Here is a 15,812-nt window from a genome sequence, read left to right on the forward strand (position 1 = left end):
TGACAACAAGCACCGGCGCATGGCCGGGCCGACGAGGAAGAGACGAAGATGACGACTGGCGGTTCGCACGGTGACAGCTCCTACGGGGGCGGTCAGCACGGCGGTGGTCAACACGGTGGTGGTCAACACGGTGGGGGCCAGCCGGGCGGGGGCCACCGAGCGGCCTCCGGCAACGAGGCGTCGGGACAGGGCGGGCCGTTCGGTCCGCCGTCGGGCTCCTTCCCCGCGCCGGGCGGCCAGGGCTACCCGGGTACCAACGCGCCGACATCGTCGTATGGCAGGCCCGGGACGAGTCCGTTCCCGCCACAGGGCAACTACGGTCCGGGTCCCGCGTACGGACAGTCGGGCCAGCCGCCGTTCGTCTCCCAGCCCGGCTTCGGGAACCAGGGCCCGGACGGCCCCTCGGCCGCACCCGCCAAGAAGAAGAGTGGCGGACGCCTCGTGGCGCTGGGGGTGGCCGGACTCGTCCTGGCGTTGGTCGCGGGCGGTGTGGGTGGCGTGGCCGGATACAACCTCGCCGAGTCCGACGGTGGTTCCAGCTCCAGCAACGGTCCGCTGGGCGGCGATCCCGGCAACGACAACACCACGCCGGTCGCCGCGCCGGCCGGTTCCGTGCAGGAGGTCGCCGCCCGGGTCACCCCGTCGGTGGTCTCCATCGAGGTGGCGTCCGGCGGGGCGATGGGTTCCGGCTCGGGTGTCGTCCTCAGCGAGGACGGCGTCATCATGACGAACAACCACGTCGTCAGCGCCGGCGGCAACGGCCCGGCGTCGAGGGTCGCGGTCAACTTCGCCGACGGTTCGCGGGCCGAGGCCCGTGTCCTGGGGGCCGACCCGATCTCCGACATCGCAGTCATCAAGGTCGACCGCGACGACGTCACACCGATCACCGTGGGCAACTCGAACAACCTGGCCGTCGGGCAGGACGTGATCGCAATCGGTTCACCGCTGGGACTCGCGGGCACCGTCACCACCGGCATCATCAGCGCGCTCAACCGTCCCGTGCTGACCTCGCGTGACCCCGGGACCAACACCACGTCGGTCATCGACGCCATCCAGACGGACGCGGCGATCAACCCGGGCAACTCCGGCGGTGCCCTGGTGAACGCCCGGGGCGCGCTGATCGGGATCAACACCGCGATCGCCACCCTCGGTGGGGGTGAGCAACAGGCCGGTGGCAGCATCGGACTCGGGTTCGCGATCCCGATCGATCAGGCCATCCGGGTGGCCAGGGAACTCGAGGCCACCGGCAAGGCCAGCCACGCCAACATCGGTGTGTCGGTACGGCCGAGCGGCGCGTCCGACGCACCCGGGGCCGTCGTCACCGCGGTGACGCCCGGCGGTCCGGCTGCGAACGCGGGCATCCCCGAGGATGCGGTCATCACGAAGGTCGACGACCGCGTCATCTCCTCCGGGGACGCCCTCGTCGCCGCGGTCCGGTCGCACGCCCCGGGCGACACGGTCACCGTGACCTACGTGGACAACGGCGCCACCAAGACCGCCCAGGTGAAGCTCGGCACGCTCGCGGCCGGCTGACCGACCACCACAACTGCATCGAGGAGGCTGTTCCGGCGCCCACCGCGGGCGCCGGCACAGCGCAGCACGAACGACCGTTTCGACGGTCCCACCCATCAAGAAAGGGCCTGTCATGTCCGACGCTGCTCCGCGCAACCCGGGTACCACCGCCGTCTCCGCCGAGACCGATCTCGACGAGAACTCATTGGACGTCCGCCTGGCGGGCGGGCCGGGTCCGGTCGACCCCGCCGACGTGGTCGCGGCCGACGCCGCGGCACGGGAGTTCGTTGCGCGCCACGAACAGGCCGCTCACCGCCCGCAGGGCGAAGAGATCGGTCGTGCGCTGGTCGTCGTCGTCGACGACGAAGCAGCCCATGGTGAGGACCAGCGCCTGCTCGGGCCACTCGTGAGCGAACTGCTGGCCGAGGCGGGGTTCCACGTGGACGCGGCCGTCGTCGTCTCCGGCGACGAGGTGGAGATCCGCAACGCGATCAACACCGCGGTGATCGGAGGCGTCGATCTCGTGGTGTCGGTGGGCGGGGTGGGCGTCGGTGCCCGGGATGTGACGCCGGAGGCCACCGAACCCCTCCTGGATCGGCGTCTGCGCGGTATCGAAGAGGCTGTCCGCAGCTCGGGTCTGGCCGCGGGAGCCACTGACGGCGGACTTTCGCGCGGGCTGGCTGGAATCTCCGGACAGACGCTCGTGGTGAACCTGGCCAACTCGCGGGCTGCGGTGCGCGACGGCATGGCGACTGCCGCTCCCCTCGCCAAGTACGTGATCGAGTCGATCAGCGAGTTCTGAGCCGGTCGCTCCGCGAGGCCCACGAGCGGCCCCGAAACCTGTTCAGCAATACAAAGAAAACTCCTGGTTAACAGGGTGACGGGCCACTTTCGATTGGATATCCGACCGGTGGGAACAGAGTCTCCGGAACCCCGGAAATCGCCGATGAGCAGCGATGATGACGCCGCGCAGCACCGAGCGGCGCGGCGTCGTCGTCTCGATGCGGTGTTCGGAGACGCTCTGCCTGAACTGACTTCAGACGAGAGTGACGAACATCACACAGGACGCTCTAAGGATTGGTACGAGGCTCAACGGCCGCCGCATCACGTGTGATTTCGCTCTTCACGCACGTAGTCACATCAGCGTGTTTTCCTGTCGTTAACTTTCACCGTTCTATCGTTGGCGAATCCGAGATTCACGGTGGTGCGTGTCCTCTTCGTGACACGCTCGAGTCCTCCTGTTGCCCGACTTGAGACCCCTCCGATAACGTTCGGCTCGACGACACGCCGGTCCCCAGAGTGGGGGGCCGGGGGTAGTCCTGCGATCTGTCGCGAGTGACGACGCAGCAGTGACCAGGAATTCGATGGATTCTTAACGGACGCCAAGACATGCATAAGAGCCTGCTTGGTGGTTACTGTGAGGAAGCCTTCGAACGTCGTGGGTCATGACTTGCGGGTGTGAGTGCATTCCGCGGGGTAACAGCCGAATCCTGTGAGAGGGAACGAATGAGCAAGTTCAGCAAGCTTGGGCCGCGCCGCGCCGCGGGCGCGGCCGCGATCGCCTCGGCCGCGGTCGTGGGCCTGGCCGGCATGGGCGTCGGCGAAGCGGCAGGTGCGCCGCTGCCGAACGGGTACAAGAACGCCACCGGCATCGACGGCGAGTCCATCCAGACGTGGCGGACCGGCGAGAACGCCTACCCGATCCCCACTGTGGCAAACAACCCCGCGTCGCGTGGCTTCGTGATTTCGGGTACCTACAGCGCGAAGGCCTCGGCCGGCGTCGGCGGCAAGCTCGCCGTCAAGTACCTCGTCGGGTGTCAGGTTGATGTCAGCGACATCGAGCTCGACATCTCTGGTGCTATCACTGCCACAGCGGCCACGCTTTCGGGCTCGCTCAGCCTCCCGTTGAAGCCCGGTCAGGTGGCAATCGTCGACATCACCGACAAGGACTTCTCCGACTCGGGTGTCGCCGCAGTCCAGCTGTCGCAGCTCTCGTTCAACCTCAACCAGTGCGGCGGCTTCGCCTCGGCCCGCTCGGCCGTCAAGACCATCGGCGCCAAGGGCTACAGCACCGACGACGGCAAGCTGAGCGGCGAGGGCACCCTCATCCAGTCGACCCTGTACGGCAAGCCCTTCAGCATCGGCTGACTCGGGCGCAGATAACAAGCTCTACCTGACTTATCTGCCCTGAGCAGATCGATATTCCACGAAGGGGAATCATGAAGAAGAACATCACGCGTCGCGTGGTTGCGGCGGCCGGTCTCGCCGGTGCCGTCGCGATGGGCCTCACCAGCCTCGGTGCCGGTGGCGCCGCTGCCGGCCCGCTGCCGGGCGGCACCATCACCAAGACCCTGGTCGACGGCACCCCCGTCACCGTCCAGCTGTTCGACGAGTACGTCAACGTGCAGCGGCCGATCAGCAACGTCCCCACCACCCGTGAGGTGTGGCTGTCGGGCAAGGTCCGCGTGACCGTCGGCGGCAAGGCCGAGGGCGGCTCGGTCAAGGTCGGCTACGACGTCGGCTGCCAGGTCAACTTCGGCGGCGGAGACGCCATCGTCCCGGGTGTTGGCGGCGGTGTCAACTACGCTGACCCGAACAACATCGCAATCGGCGGAGGTCTGAGGCCGGACGATGACGGTAACTATGGTGGCGGTGGCTTCTCCCTCGGCCCGGGTGAGGTCAAGCGTCAGTGGCTCATCAACGAGACCTCCGGCTCGGATAAGTCGTACACCGACTACGAGCTGAGTGCCTACACGTTCAAGGGCAATCGGGGCGGCGTCGCCTACAGCCAGGAGCAGTTCAAGGTCGAGAGCTGCGCCGGTTACGCCGCTGCTCGCGCCTTCGTCCAGGTGACGGTCAGCACCGACGCCGTCAAGGGTGTCGTGGTGCTCAACGGAAAGCACTTCAGCCTCGGCTGATCGACTCGTCCATCACGCCGCGGGGCGGGAATCCGAGAGGATTCCCGCCCCGCGGTCGTTGTGGGGTCGGCACGCTATGAGTCTGCTGTATTCGGCTGTCTGACAGTGAAACTCATCAGTCCTCGGTCATAGTCTCGGTGCCGGCGGTGCTCATCCCGCCGGGAGGAGCCGTCGACATGTCCACCGCCACCGAACCGAGACCGGTTGACGATCCGAGCGTGGGCGACGTGGGCCCGCGCGTCCCGACGTCAGAGGCCCTACCGGTCACTCTCTCGGTGCCAGCGACCGTCCACCGTTTCGCGCCCCTGGTCGTCGGGCTGCGATGGCGTCTCGCGGTCGCTGTCATCTGCCACATTGTGCAGGTCGGCACCACGGTGGTCACCGTCGCGCTCTTCGCGCACATCGTCGACGACGTGCTGGTGACCGGCGATCTGAGCGCGCTGTCCACCCCGATGATGATCTGGGTGGCCGTCTCGCTGGTCGGCGCCGTGTCGTCGTATGCGGGCGGTATCCTGACCGCAGGAGTGACCGAGACGGTACTGCTGCGTCTCCGGGGTCAGCTGTACGCGCACATCCAGCGACTCGCGCCGCACACGCCGGACCGGTTCGGTGACGGAGACCTGGTGTCGCGCACCACCGCCGACGTCGAGGCGGTCGACAGTCTCGTGTCGTCGGGTGTGGTCTCTGGCGTCGTCGCCACCGTGAGCCTCCTCGTCTACGGTACCGCCGCCTTCGCGACCAGCTGGCAGATGGCCATCGTCGCCGCTGTTCTCGCTCCGCTGCTCTGGGCGACGGCCCGCCGATTCGGCGCTGTGGTCAAACGTGCGTCGCGTCGCGAGCGGCAAGCTGCCGGCCGAATCGCACTGGTCGCCGAGGGGATCGGCAACATGATGGCGTTACAGGCCGACAATCAGACCTCGCACCACCGGACCCGGGTCCTGGAGCAGAACCGCCGTTGGCGAGAGGCCCGGATGTCGGAGTCCCGCGCCGGGGCGGCGTTCGCCGAGGGGGTCATGGTCGTCGAAGTGCCTGCATGATCGTCGTCATCGCCTTCGGGGCGTGGCTCATCGCCGGCGGTGATGCGCAACTGGGCACGCTCATCGCTCTCACCGGATATCTCGGGTACCACTACCCGCAGATCCAGACACTCGGCGGTCTGCTCGTCGAAGTCACGTCCGCGACCGCGAGTGCCGAACGGGTGGCCGAGGTCCTCGACGCGCCGTTCGGGTGTCGCCGAACCGATTGCGCCCAAGTCGGTGCGTCCGAACCAGCGGCCATCGACCCGATTCCGGCCCGTCGTCCGGTCGTGCCCGTATCGGTGAGTCTGTCGTTGACCGGGGTGTCCTTCGCATACCCGGACCACGGGTCCCGAGTCCTCGAGGACGCCCACCTGAAGATCCGTGCGGGCGAGACAGTGGCGGTGACGGGTCCCAGTGGTGCCGGCAAGAGCCCTGACCCGTCTGCTGCTGCGTCTGTACGACCCCGACGCGGGCACGATCTGGTTGAACGGCACCGACATTCGCCACCTCGACGTGAGCGATCTGAGAGAGCACCTGTCGGTGTTGCATCAACGGCCGGCGTCGATGCGTGGCACGATCGCGGCCAACATCCGTTTCGGCTGCACCACGGCGACCAGAGCGGCCATCGCCGCTGCCGCGCGGGCCGCCGAATTCATCTCGCGGACGAACGGCGGCCCCGACGCCGAGGTCGTCGGATGTGGGGAGAACCTGTCCGGCGGTCAGCGGCAGCGAATCCCGTTGGCGCGCACGATCCTTCGGAATCGCCCGGCCCTCGTCCTCGACGAACCGACCACGGTCCTCGACGACGCGATCGTCAGCGGGGTCCTCGAACCACTCGCCGGGGTCGCGTCACTGCGGACGACGATGCTCGTCACCCATGATCCGCGTGTGCTCGAGCTCGCCGACCGAACAGTCGAGTTACGCGACGGACGGTTCACCTATACGGCTCCGGTGGCGCCGCGGTCAGGCGAGGGCGCGCTCGTAGAACGACCACGAACGGTGCAGCTGGTCCTGCCAGTACAGCCATGAATGGGTTCCCGCCGGCGGGAGGTCCACCGTCGCCGGGATGTTCAACTGCCCGAGACGATTCAGGAGCTGGACGGTGCAGCCCAGGGTGGCGCCCTCGATGACTCCGCCCACGACGATCTGGTCGGCCAGGGTGTCCAGGTCCTTTACGTAGCGAGGATTGTCGTACTGCCCGGGTAGACCGCCGGCGTTGGAGATGTAGAGCTTCTGGCCACGCAGCTTGGCGGCGTTGACCACGGGATCGTGGGCGCGCCAGCCGGAGCCGCCGTACGGACCCCACATGTTCGTGGCGTCGCCCTCCCCGCGGATCTCCACGACGAGTCGGATGTACTCCTGACCGAACGGATCGGACGTCGTCGGACATCCGCTGTAGGAGCCGACGGCCTCGTAGAGCTCGGGGTGTTCGATCGCGAGATTGAGCACCGACGTCGCCGACGAGGAGATCCCGCCGATGGCGTTGCGGCCGGAGGTGTTGTAGGTGGCATCGACGACCGCGGGGAGTTCCTTGCCCAGGAACGTCGACCACTTGTGCACGCCGAGAACCGGATCGGGCTTCTGCCAGTCGGTGTAGTAGCTGTACTGGCCGGCGTTGGGGATGACCACGTACAGGTTCTTGTTACGCGTGAACTCGACGATATCGGTCTTCTCCAGCCAGTTGGCGCGATCCTCGCCGCCGCCGGCACCGTTGAGGAGGTAGAGCACCCCGCGCGGCTTGGACTCGTCGGCCGGCTTGATCACGGTCAGCGGTACATCACGGTTCATGGCGTCGGAATGCACGACGATGTCGGTCACGCGCCCGGGCGATCCGGCGTCGACGAGTCGTGGTGCGGCGCTCGCCCCGCCGGTCATCGGAGCGACGAGGGAGACACTGAGGGCGACCGCCGCTGCCATCCCGAGTTTGCGCAAACCTCTGTACACGTTTCCTCCTGATCGGGAGACGACGGGCCGGTGCTCCGACTCGTGCTGGCTCCTGCCTTCTGTCACGGGTCCGACCTCGCGTCCGGACCGTTCGGACTGCTGCCGCTCACGCTCTCGTCGTCGCCGGCCGCGGCGTCCGCCGGCGCCGGTCCGCACCGTCGGGCATAGATCCCGCCCGCGGCGAGCAACTCCTGGTGGGTCCCTGCTTCGGCAATCACCCTATCGTCGAGGACGACGATCTGGTCGGCCAACGCCGCGGTCGCCATGCGGTGGGTGATCAGCAGGGTGGTGGTCCCCGCGCGCAGACGGTGCAGGGCACGTTGCACGAGCAACTCGGTGCGCGGGTCGGCGGCGCTCGTCGCCTCGTCGAGAATGAGGATCTTGGGCGACGCGGCGATCGCGCGCGCGACGGTGACCAGCTGTTTCTCGCCGGCGCTGAGGTTCTCGGATTCCTGGCCGATCACAGTGTCGATGCCCTCGGGGAGTGCTGCGACGATCTGCGCGACGTGACTGTCCGTGAGAGCCGCATCGACCGCACGGCCGTCCTCGATGCCGAAGGCGATGTTCTCGCGGACTGTCCCGGTGAACAGCCACGGCTCCTGGGTGACGACGGCCATGTCCTGCCGCACCCGATGCGGTCCGAGTTCGGCGAGTTCGACGCCGTCGATGGTGATCGAGCCGCGGGTGGGTTCGTAGAACGCCTGCAGGAGATTGGTCAGCGTGGTCTTGCCCGACCCGGTGGTCCCCACCACGGCGGTGGTCGTACCGGGCGCCATCCGGAAGCTCACCGAGTCGAGAACGGGATTGTCCTCTTCATAGGCGAAGCCCACGTCGTGGAAGACGATCTCGGGTGGGAGCTGGTGCCGGCCGGACGAGACGGGCACCGGCGAGCCGGTGTCGGCGCCGGCGTCCTCGGGAGCTTCAAGCACCTCGCGGACCTTGCTCGCCGACACGGTGCCGGACTGCACCTTGGTGACGAACCCGGCGAGTTCGCGGACCGCGCTCGTCAGCTGCTGTGCGAACACCACCACCACCTGAGCCGCCCCGAGACTGAGGTGCCCGTCGACCACCATGATCCCGCCCAGGACCGCCAGGATCAGGAACACAAGGGCGTTGACCGCGGTGAGGACCGAGGGCAGGGAACCGCCGATCCACTGGGCAGAGCGGACCGAAGAGAAGAGTTTGTCGTTGAGGTCGTCGAAGCGGCGCGCGGCGGTCGGTTCGGCGTTGTACGCCTGCAGCATCCGGCGCGCGCTGAGTTCCTCCTCGATGTGCCCCGTGAGGGCGGCGGTGGTCGTCCAGCGGGACTCGAGATGCGGTCGTGCCCGGCGGGCGAGCAGGACCGCGGCCACCGCCGACACGGGTGCTGCGACTAGGGCGACACAGGCCAGTACCGGGGAGATGACGAACAGTACAGCGGTGACGACGACGAGTGTCAAAGCGTTCGTCGGAACGGTCACCAGCACCGGTGCGATCACCGTCGCGGCGTTGTCGGTGTGGGCGGTCAGCTTGCTGACCAGCACACCGCGTGTGGTGTTCTCGAAGTAGCGCAACGGAAGACGGTGGATCTTGTCCTCGATGCGTGCGCGCAACCCGGCCACCGACCGCTGCACGGCGACCGTCAGCAGCCGGCCCTGGGCGAGGCTGCAGACGGCGGCCGCCACGAACACCCCGACCTGGATCGCCAGCAGGGTCCAGAGCAGTCCCCAGTTCATCGTCGCGTCGCCGACCGTGCCGTCGACGATCACGTTGGTGACGGCACCGAACAGGATCGGCGCGACGACACCGCCGACCGCGGCGAGGATCGCGAAGAGGGAGATGGCCGCCCCGCGCCCTCTGCTCAGGTCGAGCTGCCGGACGATCCAGCGCAGCGACCCATCGTTCCGTCGCGTCGCCATTCGGCCCGCCGACGCCTGGTTCCCCCTCGGCCCGACCGCCGGCGCCTGCGATCTCTGGTCAAGCATTGGTCACTGCCTGCGCGTAGGCGATCTCCCGATAGATGTCGCTGCGTGACCGCAACTCCGAATCTGTTCCGAGGCCGACGATCCGTCCCGCGTCGAGCACCGCGATGACGTCCGCGTACTGGACCGACGACACACGCTGCGCGGCGATCAGGACCGTCGCATCCGGATCGGTCCGGCGCAACCGTCTGATGATCTGGGCCTCGGTGTCGACGTCGAGAGCGCTGAACGGGTCGTCGAGGACGTACAGCGCGGGCCGGCGGAGCACGGCACGCGCGAGTGCGAGCCGCTGGCGCTGGCCTCCGGAGAAGTTGCGACCCTCCTGCGCCACCGTGGCGTCGAGAGCGCCGGGGCGAGCCGAGATGAAGTCGGCCGCGGCGGCGACCTCCAGGGCGTCCCACAGCTCGTCGTCGGTGGCGGTCGGTCGGGCGATCCGGAGGTTGTCGGCGACCGTCCCGGTGATGAGCTCCGCACCCTGACCCACGAAGGCACTGCGTGCGCGAACCCAGGCGGGCGCCAGGGCGGTCACGTCGGCGGCATCCCATCGGAGCACGCCCGACGTGGGGTCGGCGAACCGCAAGGGTAGGGACAGCAGCGTCGACTTGCCGCTTCCGGTTCCGCCGAGGACGCCGGTCACCGTGCCGGGTGCGCAAAACAGGGAGACCTGGTCGACGGTGGGAGACTCGGCGCCCGGATAGGCGACCGACACCGCGTCGAAGACGATCGCGGGCGGTGAGGGCGCCCGGCCGTCACCGGGGTCGCCGGGGTCGAGCGGCTCGGTGTCGAGTACCTCGGTGATTCGTCCGGCGCTGGTCACCGCACGCGGGATGACCCCGGCGATCATGGTCAGCAGCGACACCGCCAGCAGGATCTGGGCGAGATAGCCGACCGTCGCGGTGATCTGGCCGATCTGCATCTCACCGCGGTCGACGAAGATCGCACCCAGTGCGGTCACCGCGACCACGGCGAGGTTCGAGACCACGGTGACCAACGGCAGCATCAGGACCTGCAGTCGGCCGAGGCGCAGGGCCACGTGGGTGAGTTCGTCGTTCTCCACCGCGAACCGGGCGCGTTCCCGGTCCTCTCGTCGAAAGGTGCGGATGATCGCGATCCCACGCAGCTGCTCGCGCAGCACCCGGTTCACGACGTCGAGACGACGCTGCAACTGCGCAGCCCACGGCACCAGGCGCCGGACGAGGACGGCGACCAGGACGACCAGCACGGCCCCGGCGACCACCAGCACGGGCGCCATCCGCCAGCCCTGCGCCAGCGACAGCACCAGCGCACTTAACAGCATCAACGGCGCGGTCACCACGACGGTCAGGCTGATGAAGAGGAACCCCTGGATCTGGCCCACATCTCCGGTGGAGCGCGTCAGCAGACTCGAGAGGCCGATTGAGTGGACCTGCGGATCGCTGAACGCACTGATCCGACCGTGCACGCGCGCGCGGAGGTCGCGCGCCGCGGTCGCCGAGATGTGGGAGGCGAGGTAGGTGGCACCGATCGACACCACCAGGTTGACCACGGCCACCACGACCATGAGCACGCCGACGCGCTTGATAGTCGCCACGTCACCGCGCAGGATTCCGTCGTCGATGATCGCGGCGTTGAGAGCGGGCTGGGCGAGCGTGGTGAACACCGACGCGAGCTGGAAGACGACGAAACCGGCGCAGGCCCAACGGGTTGTCCGGAGCGCGTCGAACAGGAGCGCGAGTAACGCGCGTACCTCATCCTTGCTCAACGAGCGGGTGACGGGCATCTGGTGAGGCTACTCCGGGTCGGGGGAAGCGATTGCCCGAAGGCTACACTGTGCATTCGAACAAGCGTGGGTCCACTTCCGAATCTCCGTGAATCGAGATTAGTCATCCGGGTTCGGCGGCTGATGCCCACTATGGAGTGAAATAAAATTCGATTAGGGGACAGCCTCGTAGCCCCACATGCCGGGGCATTGCAATGAGGCTGGCATCACGATCCAACGTCGCAGTAGCCCGAAGCGGCTGCTTTCAAATCCGCTACTAATGACAGTAGGTAAAGACGTGTGAATCGGTTGATTCTCATGGCTAGATTCCTGTTTTGCATCAGTTCGCCCCTGGACTGGGTTGAGTAAGGCGCACGTTCGGGTGAACCACCAGTCTTCGGACAAACAAGTTGAGCGCAATGGGGTCGACCGTGGTTATCACGACAATCAGAGTACTTATGACAATAACTGAACCGCCCCTGAGCTCAACTCGGGGGCGGTTCGGCGATAGCGCAGAATTTAGTCTGCGTCAGTCTCGTCCGACTGGCTGTTCAGCTGGCGGAAAATCTCGCTCAAATTGATTTCGATTCCGGTGGCCATTTTGTCTCCTTGGGTCAGATCTGTTGAGTCGCGGATGTTCAGGACAGGGCAAGCGGTCTTAGGCGGTCTGTCCGCGACCGTTAAGGGCTCCGTCCCTGCCCGCCTGGAAGTGATCGGGCAGGGCCTGTCGTATTTTTGCTCAGTAACGCGACCTGTCGTCGAGGCCGTCAGCAGGATGTGAATCGGCGCTGTGACGCTGGATTTAGTCTTCTTCCGGCACTTCCGGCTCCACGGAACCGGTCAGTAAGGAAGTGATGGCTTCTTGGATTGATCCTCCAACAATTTCACCCATTGGGACTCCTTCGATTGGTATTGGTGGGCGGGTCCTAGCCTCGAGTGGAGACCATGACACCCCAGGGGGCAGTGGCGCGCAGATCAACCTCGGAGTCGCCACTATACGATTACTAAGTTCGCCGAGGTTCGAGACTCGCCTAAGCTGCGGGCGTTGTCGTGGGAGGCTCGGGCTCAACCGAACCGTCCACGATCTCCTGGATGTACAGGCGGATGTAGTCGATGGTGATGGCTTCGGCCATGAGGATCTCCTAGGTCTAGGGAATCATTCTGTGCTGCGTTCCGTCCAGGGACGGCAACGCGGCTGACACTACCGCAGACCACCAGGTGTGTCTCGACCAGAACCAGTTGAATTCTGAGTGAACTCACGCCCCGCCGTATTCCCCATCGGGGTGTGACCAGTTGCGGCCCCGTCGGCGTCATAGATGTGCTGGGATGGAGTGGTGACGCGACGAGTGGATGTACATGGGACGACGACCCGGCCGCTGATCGACTCCGACCTCTACAATGCACTCGACTTGCTCGAGAAAGGCCTACGTGAGGTCCCGGTCTATCGGTGGCTCATCGGTGCCGACGCTCCGCCGGAAGCGTACCGCTGGTATGGCGAAATCCTGTTCGTAGAGTACTTGCACGGTCTGACCGGTGTATTCGATGAGATTGGAACCCTGATCGCGTTGATCGCAGTGTCGGCAACGACCGACGAGGCCGGCCGCGCTGACGAAGATCTCAGGGCGCGCACGCGAGAGCGGGTGCAGACACTGGACGGCTTCATCCACCGGTTCACCGAGTTGCAGCAGAAGTCTGCAGAGGCGCAGGTTGCCGAGAATCCTCTGAAGGTGATCTTCGCCCTGGTCCACCCGAATCATCGCCGTGGGGGCACGTTGGTCGGGCTCGTCGACCCGGTCGTCGAGCGCGGACGGCGTGAAGGGCTGCCGGTCACATGTAGTACGAGCGACCCACAACTCTCGGCCCTGTACGCCCGCAGATGGGATGCGCACGTACGCGCGGAGTTCACCCTGACCGACGGCCCCACGGTGTGGGTTCAGCGGGTTGATCCTCCCGTCTAGTCCTCTATGAGTTGGCGGACCACCTCGCGGAACGGGCAGTCCGCCCCGATCTCATGTTCACCCGAACGGGTGATCCTTTCTTGAGCGATTCGAAGTACTGTCCGCGGCATGTCATTTCGGCGCCCCACGACAGGCGCGATTGCACGTCACGCCAAGACCGCCCGCGCGGCTTTACTCATCGCAGTCGCGATGGCCACGTGCCTGATCGTCGTCGGGTGCGGTTCGTCGACTCCGTCGGACGACGGCGTCGAAAGCGCACGACCGTCTGTGACGCTGCCGGAGAAGTTGCCGCCGACGGTGCTCGTGCTCGATGCGTCGGACTCGATGCTCATCGAGGATGCGCCAGGTCAGCGATTCGCTGCTGCTCGTCAAGCAGCGATCACACTCGTCGAGGCCCTGCCCGACTCCACCGAGCTGGCCGTGGTGGCCTACGGAACCGGCACGTCCAACCGGCCGCAGGACTTTGTCGCCGGGTGTCGCGATGTCCGCACCCTCGCGCCGATGGAACCCGTCAACGCGGCCGCGGTGCGGGCCGTGCTGGATTCGACGCACCCGCGCGGTTTCACCCCGATCGCCGCATCGCTACGCCACGCCGCGGCGCTTCTGCCCGCCGACGAGAGAGCTGCGATCGTGCTCGTCTCCGACGGCGAAGACACCTGCGGGCAGCCGCCCTGCCCGGTTGCCGGAGAGTTGAAGCGTGCGAATCCGCAGCTGGAGATCTCAACCATCGGCTTCAAAACCGACGGCGCGGCGTCGAGTGATCTTCGGTGCATCGCAGAGGTGACGGAGGGTCTGTTCGTCACTGCTGCCAACGACGCCCAACTTCGGGCTCGGCTGCTGGCCGCGCAGGATACCGAGCAGAGCCGAAACACCGTGAACGGTGCGGGGCTCATGGGCATCACGCTGGGGGAGTCTCTCGTCGACATCCGTGAACGCACAGACGGTTTCCCGGCCGGTGGTCGCCGGGACGGGAACACCACGATCATCGTGTGGGCGAATTGCGAATGGGTCTTCGGGCCGGATGGAACTCTCGCCGAGATACGCCCGATGCGTGGCGTCCGCACCATTGATGGTCTGGATATCGGTAGCACGGTGGCTGAGATGGTCGCACTGTACGGGGAACCACTCGAGGACAGCGGGAGCGCGGGTGGCGCACGGACCCTTCTGTTCGCGCCGGATCCGGCGACCACCACTGGCTATCGGGTCGAGGCCGACGGTCCCGGCGTCGATGCGCGCATCACGAGGATCGTCGTGTGTGACTGTGCACCCCGGCGTGCGATCGGCGGCGGAAAGCCGAAACAGACAGTGCTACAACCGTTCACGAGCGCCGGTCGAACCACCGCGGGATGGCTCAAAGACACCACCCGGGCCGGCGGCTACTTCGGTTGTCGCACCGAGTCCATACCCGGAGTCCTCGACGACGGCCTCTACTGGTGTTCGGGCTCTTCGGGGATGAACCAGGGTGTCTGCGCTCCGGCCGCTCAACAGCGATTCCTGCTGTGCGTCACAGATCCATTCACCAAGAAGCTCCTTCTCCTCGCGCCGTCTGAGCCGATACCTACGTCCGTTCAACCGATGTCGCCAGCCGTGCCGTTCGGCTTGATACTGGCTGACGGCACCCGTTGCACGTATCGAGGAATCAGTGGTTCGTCACCGCCGAACAGCTCCGCCCCGGCGGCACACCCGCGTTACACGTGCGGTAACGGACCCGACGCTCCGCTCGTGTGGTCCGATGGAACGGCAACAGACCCGATCGACCGGACAGGACCGTCGTGGACTGTGCGCGTGGGCCCTCCGGGCGGTAGCCCGTTGGGGACCGAGGCTGTTGCGGAGGTGCTTTTTGTCGGCATCGACAGGTGATCCACTCGAAACTCGCAATCCGAAGGAGGCTGCTGCCGCATGAAGTCCAAGCTCGCCAGAGCCGTGTCCACGATCCTTGCCGCGATGGTCGCTCTCGGAGTTCTGGCCGCGTGTTCGGACGGTGAATCCGAACCTCTGTCAGATGGGTTCTCGAGCGCGTCGGGTGATCCGGCGCCCCGAAGTGACACGCCCGCAGGGCCCGTCGACGTGTGCGCGAATACGCAGCCGGCCTGTATGCATGTCGCTGACGCCGACATCGACGGGGACGGAACCCTGGATCAGGTCGGTATCGCGACCTCAGGGGATCAGGTCTCGACCATCGTCGGTATCAACGGAGCGCGCCACGAGGTCAAGATGGAGGTGCCGGTGTCCAATAGGTACGCGGAGCCGGCCGACATCTATCGCGGCGCCTTCTTGATGTCGCGGGCCGTAGGTGCAGATATAGCACTTCATCTCGCCCCCGGTCAGGGGAATGCTGAGCAGTTCGCCGTCATCAGCTGGGATGGGGCGCAGTTGGTCGCTCTGCCACAGCCACCGACGGCCGATCGCACCGGTGTTCAGAAACCCGGGGTGTGGTACCTGGGGTCATCTCATGGCAAACGCGATTCGATCAAGTGCGGCGATCCTGGTGAGATCGTCGTGGTGAGACTGACGGCGGCCAGGTCCGAAGGACAGCCGATACCGGGCGGCGGTCGACGCGAGGAGAACTCGTACACGTTCGTCGGTAATGCGTGGCAGCCGGCGGGCTCGAACAATCAGGCCGACACCAGTTTCTCCTACAATTGGGACGCCCACCAGAGTGCCTTCCAGTGCGACGACCAAGGAACTATGGCGTGACCGTTCCGCGCAGCTGAGTGGGCCTCCATCGACAAGCTGGCTCGGCGTCTGTCCGGCCGAGCCCC

The 15,812-nt window shown here is 66.4% G+C and carries 12 protein-coding genes; 9 read left to right on the plus strand and 3 right to left on the minus strand.

What is annotated here, in order from left to right; all coding sequences use genetic code 11:
• Positions 1-48: 48 nt before the first annotated feature.
• The 6 genes from JW364_RS17175 to JW364_RS24260 all read left to right on the plus strand — a co-directional run bounded on the left by JW364_RS17175 (position 49) and on the right by JW364_RS24260 (position 6,478).
• On the plus strand, positions 49-1,533 hold the full coding sequence (locus JW364_RS17175; RefSeq protein ID WP_205333055.1) for a S1C family serine protease: 1,485 nt from the start codon (positions 49-51) through the stop codon (positions 1,531-1,533).
• A 112-nt stretch (positions 1,534-1,645) separates the two neighbouring features.
• The gene (locus JW364_RS17180) at positions 1,646-2,314 is read left to right on the plus strand and encodes a molybdenum cofactor biosynthesis protein B (RefSeq protein WP_205333056.1); all 669 of its coding nucleotides are present in this window, start codon (positions 1,646-1,648) and stop codon (positions 2,312-2,314) included.
• 704 nt (positions 2,315-3,018) lie between these two features.
• Positions 3,019-3,660, plus strand: a complete 642-nt coding sequence (locus JW364_RS17185; protein WP_205333057.1) for an MspA family porin — start codon at positions 3,019-3,021, stop codon at positions 3,658-3,660.
• Between the two features lie 71 nt (positions 3,661-3,731).
• Positions 3,732-4,430, plus strand: a complete 699-nt coding sequence (locus JW364_RS17190) for an MspA family porin (protein WP_205333058.1) — start codon at positions 3,732-3,734, stop codon at positions 4,428-4,430.
• A gap of 176 nt (positions 4,431-4,606) precedes the next feature.
• The gene (locus tag JW364_RS24255; RefSeq protein WP_240199225.1) at positions 4,607-5,467 is read left to right on the plus strand and encodes an ABC transporter transmembrane domain-containing protein; all 861 of its coding nucleotides are present in this window, start codon (positions 4,607-4,609) and stop codon (positions 5,465-5,467) included.
• Positions 5,468-5,866: 399 nt separating this feature from the next.
• Complete coding sequence (locus tag JW364_RS24260; protein WP_307814802.1) at positions 5,867-6,478, plus strand: ATP-binding cassette domain-containing protein; 612 nt, start codon at positions 5,867-5,869, stop codon at positions 6,476-6,478.
• Here JW364_RS24260 and JW364_RS17200 read toward each other — a convergent pair.
• The 3 genes from JW364_RS17200 to JW364_RS17210 form a co-directional block, all read right to left on the minus strand.
• Positions 6,413-7,366: an alpha/beta hydrolase family protein gene (locus tag JW364_RS17200; RefSeq protein WP_240199233.1), complete on the minus strand. Its 954-nt coding sequence runs from the start codon at positions 7,364-7,366 to the stop codon at positions 6,413-6,415. The two genes, JW364_RS24260 and JW364_RS17200, sit on opposite strands and share 66 nt — an antisense overlap.
• A gap of 89 nt (positions 7,367-7,455) precedes the next feature.
• A complete protein-coding gene (locus JW364_RS17205) occupies positions 7,456-9,357 on the minus strand; it encodes an ABC transporter ATP-binding protein (protein ID WP_205333060.1) in 1,902 nt (633 codons plus the stop codon).
• Positions 9,350-11,113: an ABC transporter ATP-binding protein gene (locus JW364_RS17210; RefSeq protein ID WP_205333061.1), complete on the minus strand. Its 1,764-nt coding sequence runs from the start codon at positions 11,111-11,113 to the stop codon at positions 9,350-9,352. Before JW364_RS17210 ends, JW364_RS17205 begins: the two co-directional genes overlap by 8 nt.
• A gap of 1,295 nt (positions 11,114-12,408) precedes the next feature.
• Between JW364_RS17210 and JW364_RS17215 the strand changes: the two genes are divergently transcribed.
• The 3 genes from JW364_RS17215 (at position 12,409) to JW364_RS17225 (ending at position 15,747) form a co-directional block, all read left to right on the plus strand.
• Complete coding sequence (locus JW364_RS17215) at positions 12,409-13,050, plus strand: hypothetical protein (RefSeq protein WP_205333062.1); 642 nt, start codon at positions 12,409-12,411, stop codon at positions 13,048-13,050.
• Between the two features lie 108 nt (positions 13,051-13,158).
• On the plus strand, positions 13,159-14,910 hold the full coding sequence (locus JW364_RS17220) for a VWA domain-containing protein (RefSeq protein WP_205333063.1): 1,752 nt from the start codon (positions 13,159-13,161) through the stop codon (positions 14,908-14,910).
• Between the two features lie 39 nt (positions 14,911-14,949).
• Entirely contained in the window at positions 14,950-15,747 is a 798-nt protein-coding gene (locus JW364_RS17225; protein WP_205333064.1) for a hypothetical protein, read from the plus strand.
• Positions 15,748-15,812 lie beyond the last annotated feature (65 nt).

It is taken from the genome of Gordonia sp. BP-119, from assembly GCF_016924115.1.
In the GTDB taxonomy this organism is placed as follows: domain Bacteria; phylum Actinomycetota; class Actinomycetes; order Mycobacteriales; family Mycobacteriaceae; genus Gordonia; species Gordonia hongkongensis.

Excerpts from the sequence above, each read along its gene's own strand:
- JW364_RS17175 (WP_205333055.1), top strand. The coding sequence starts at position 49 with ATGACGACTGGCGGTTCGCACGGTGACAGCTCCTACGGGGGCGGTCAG.
- JW364_RS17180 (WP_205333056.1), top strand. The coding sequence starts at position 1,646 with ATGTCCGACGCTGCTCCGCGCAACCCGGGTACCACCGCCGTCTCCGCC.
- JW364_RS17185 (WP_205333057.1), top strand. The coding sequence starts at position 3,019 with ATGAGCAAGTTCAGCAAGCTTGGGCCGCGCCGCGCCGCGGGCGCGGCC.
- JW364_RS17190 (WP_205333058.1), top strand. The coding sequence starts at position 3,732 with ATGAAGAAGAACATCACGCGTCGCGTGGTTGCGGCGGCCGGTCTCGCC.
- JW364_RS24255 (WP_240199225.1), top strand. The coding sequence starts at position 4,607 with ATGTCCACCGCCACCGAACCGAGACCGGTTGACGATCCGAGCGTGGGC.
- JW364_RS17200 (WP_240199233.1), bottom strand. The coding sequence starts at position 7,366 with ATGGCAGCGGCGGTCGCCCTCAGTGTCTCCCTCGTCGCTCCGATGACC.
- JW364_RS17205 (WP_205333060.1), bottom strand. The coding sequence starts at position 9,357 with ATGCTTGACCAGAGATCGCAGGCGCCGGCGGTCGGGCCGAGGGGGAAC.
- JW364_RS17210 (WP_205333061.1), bottom strand. The coding sequence starts at position 11,113 with ATGCCCGTCACCCGCTCGTTGAGCAAGGATGAGGTACGCGCGTTACTC.
- JW364_RS17215 (WP_205333062.1), top strand. The coding sequence starts at position 12,409 with ATGTGCTGGGATGGAGTGGTGACGCGACGAGTGGATGTACATGGGACG.
- JW364_RS17220 (WP_205333063.1), top strand. The coding sequence starts at position 13,159 with ATGTCATTTCGGCGCCCCACGACAGGCGCGATTGCACGTCACGCCAAG.
- JW364_RS17225 (WP_205333064.1), top strand. The coding sequence starts at position 14,950 with ATGAAGTCCAAGCTCGCCAGAGCCGTGTCCACGATCCTTGCCGCGATG.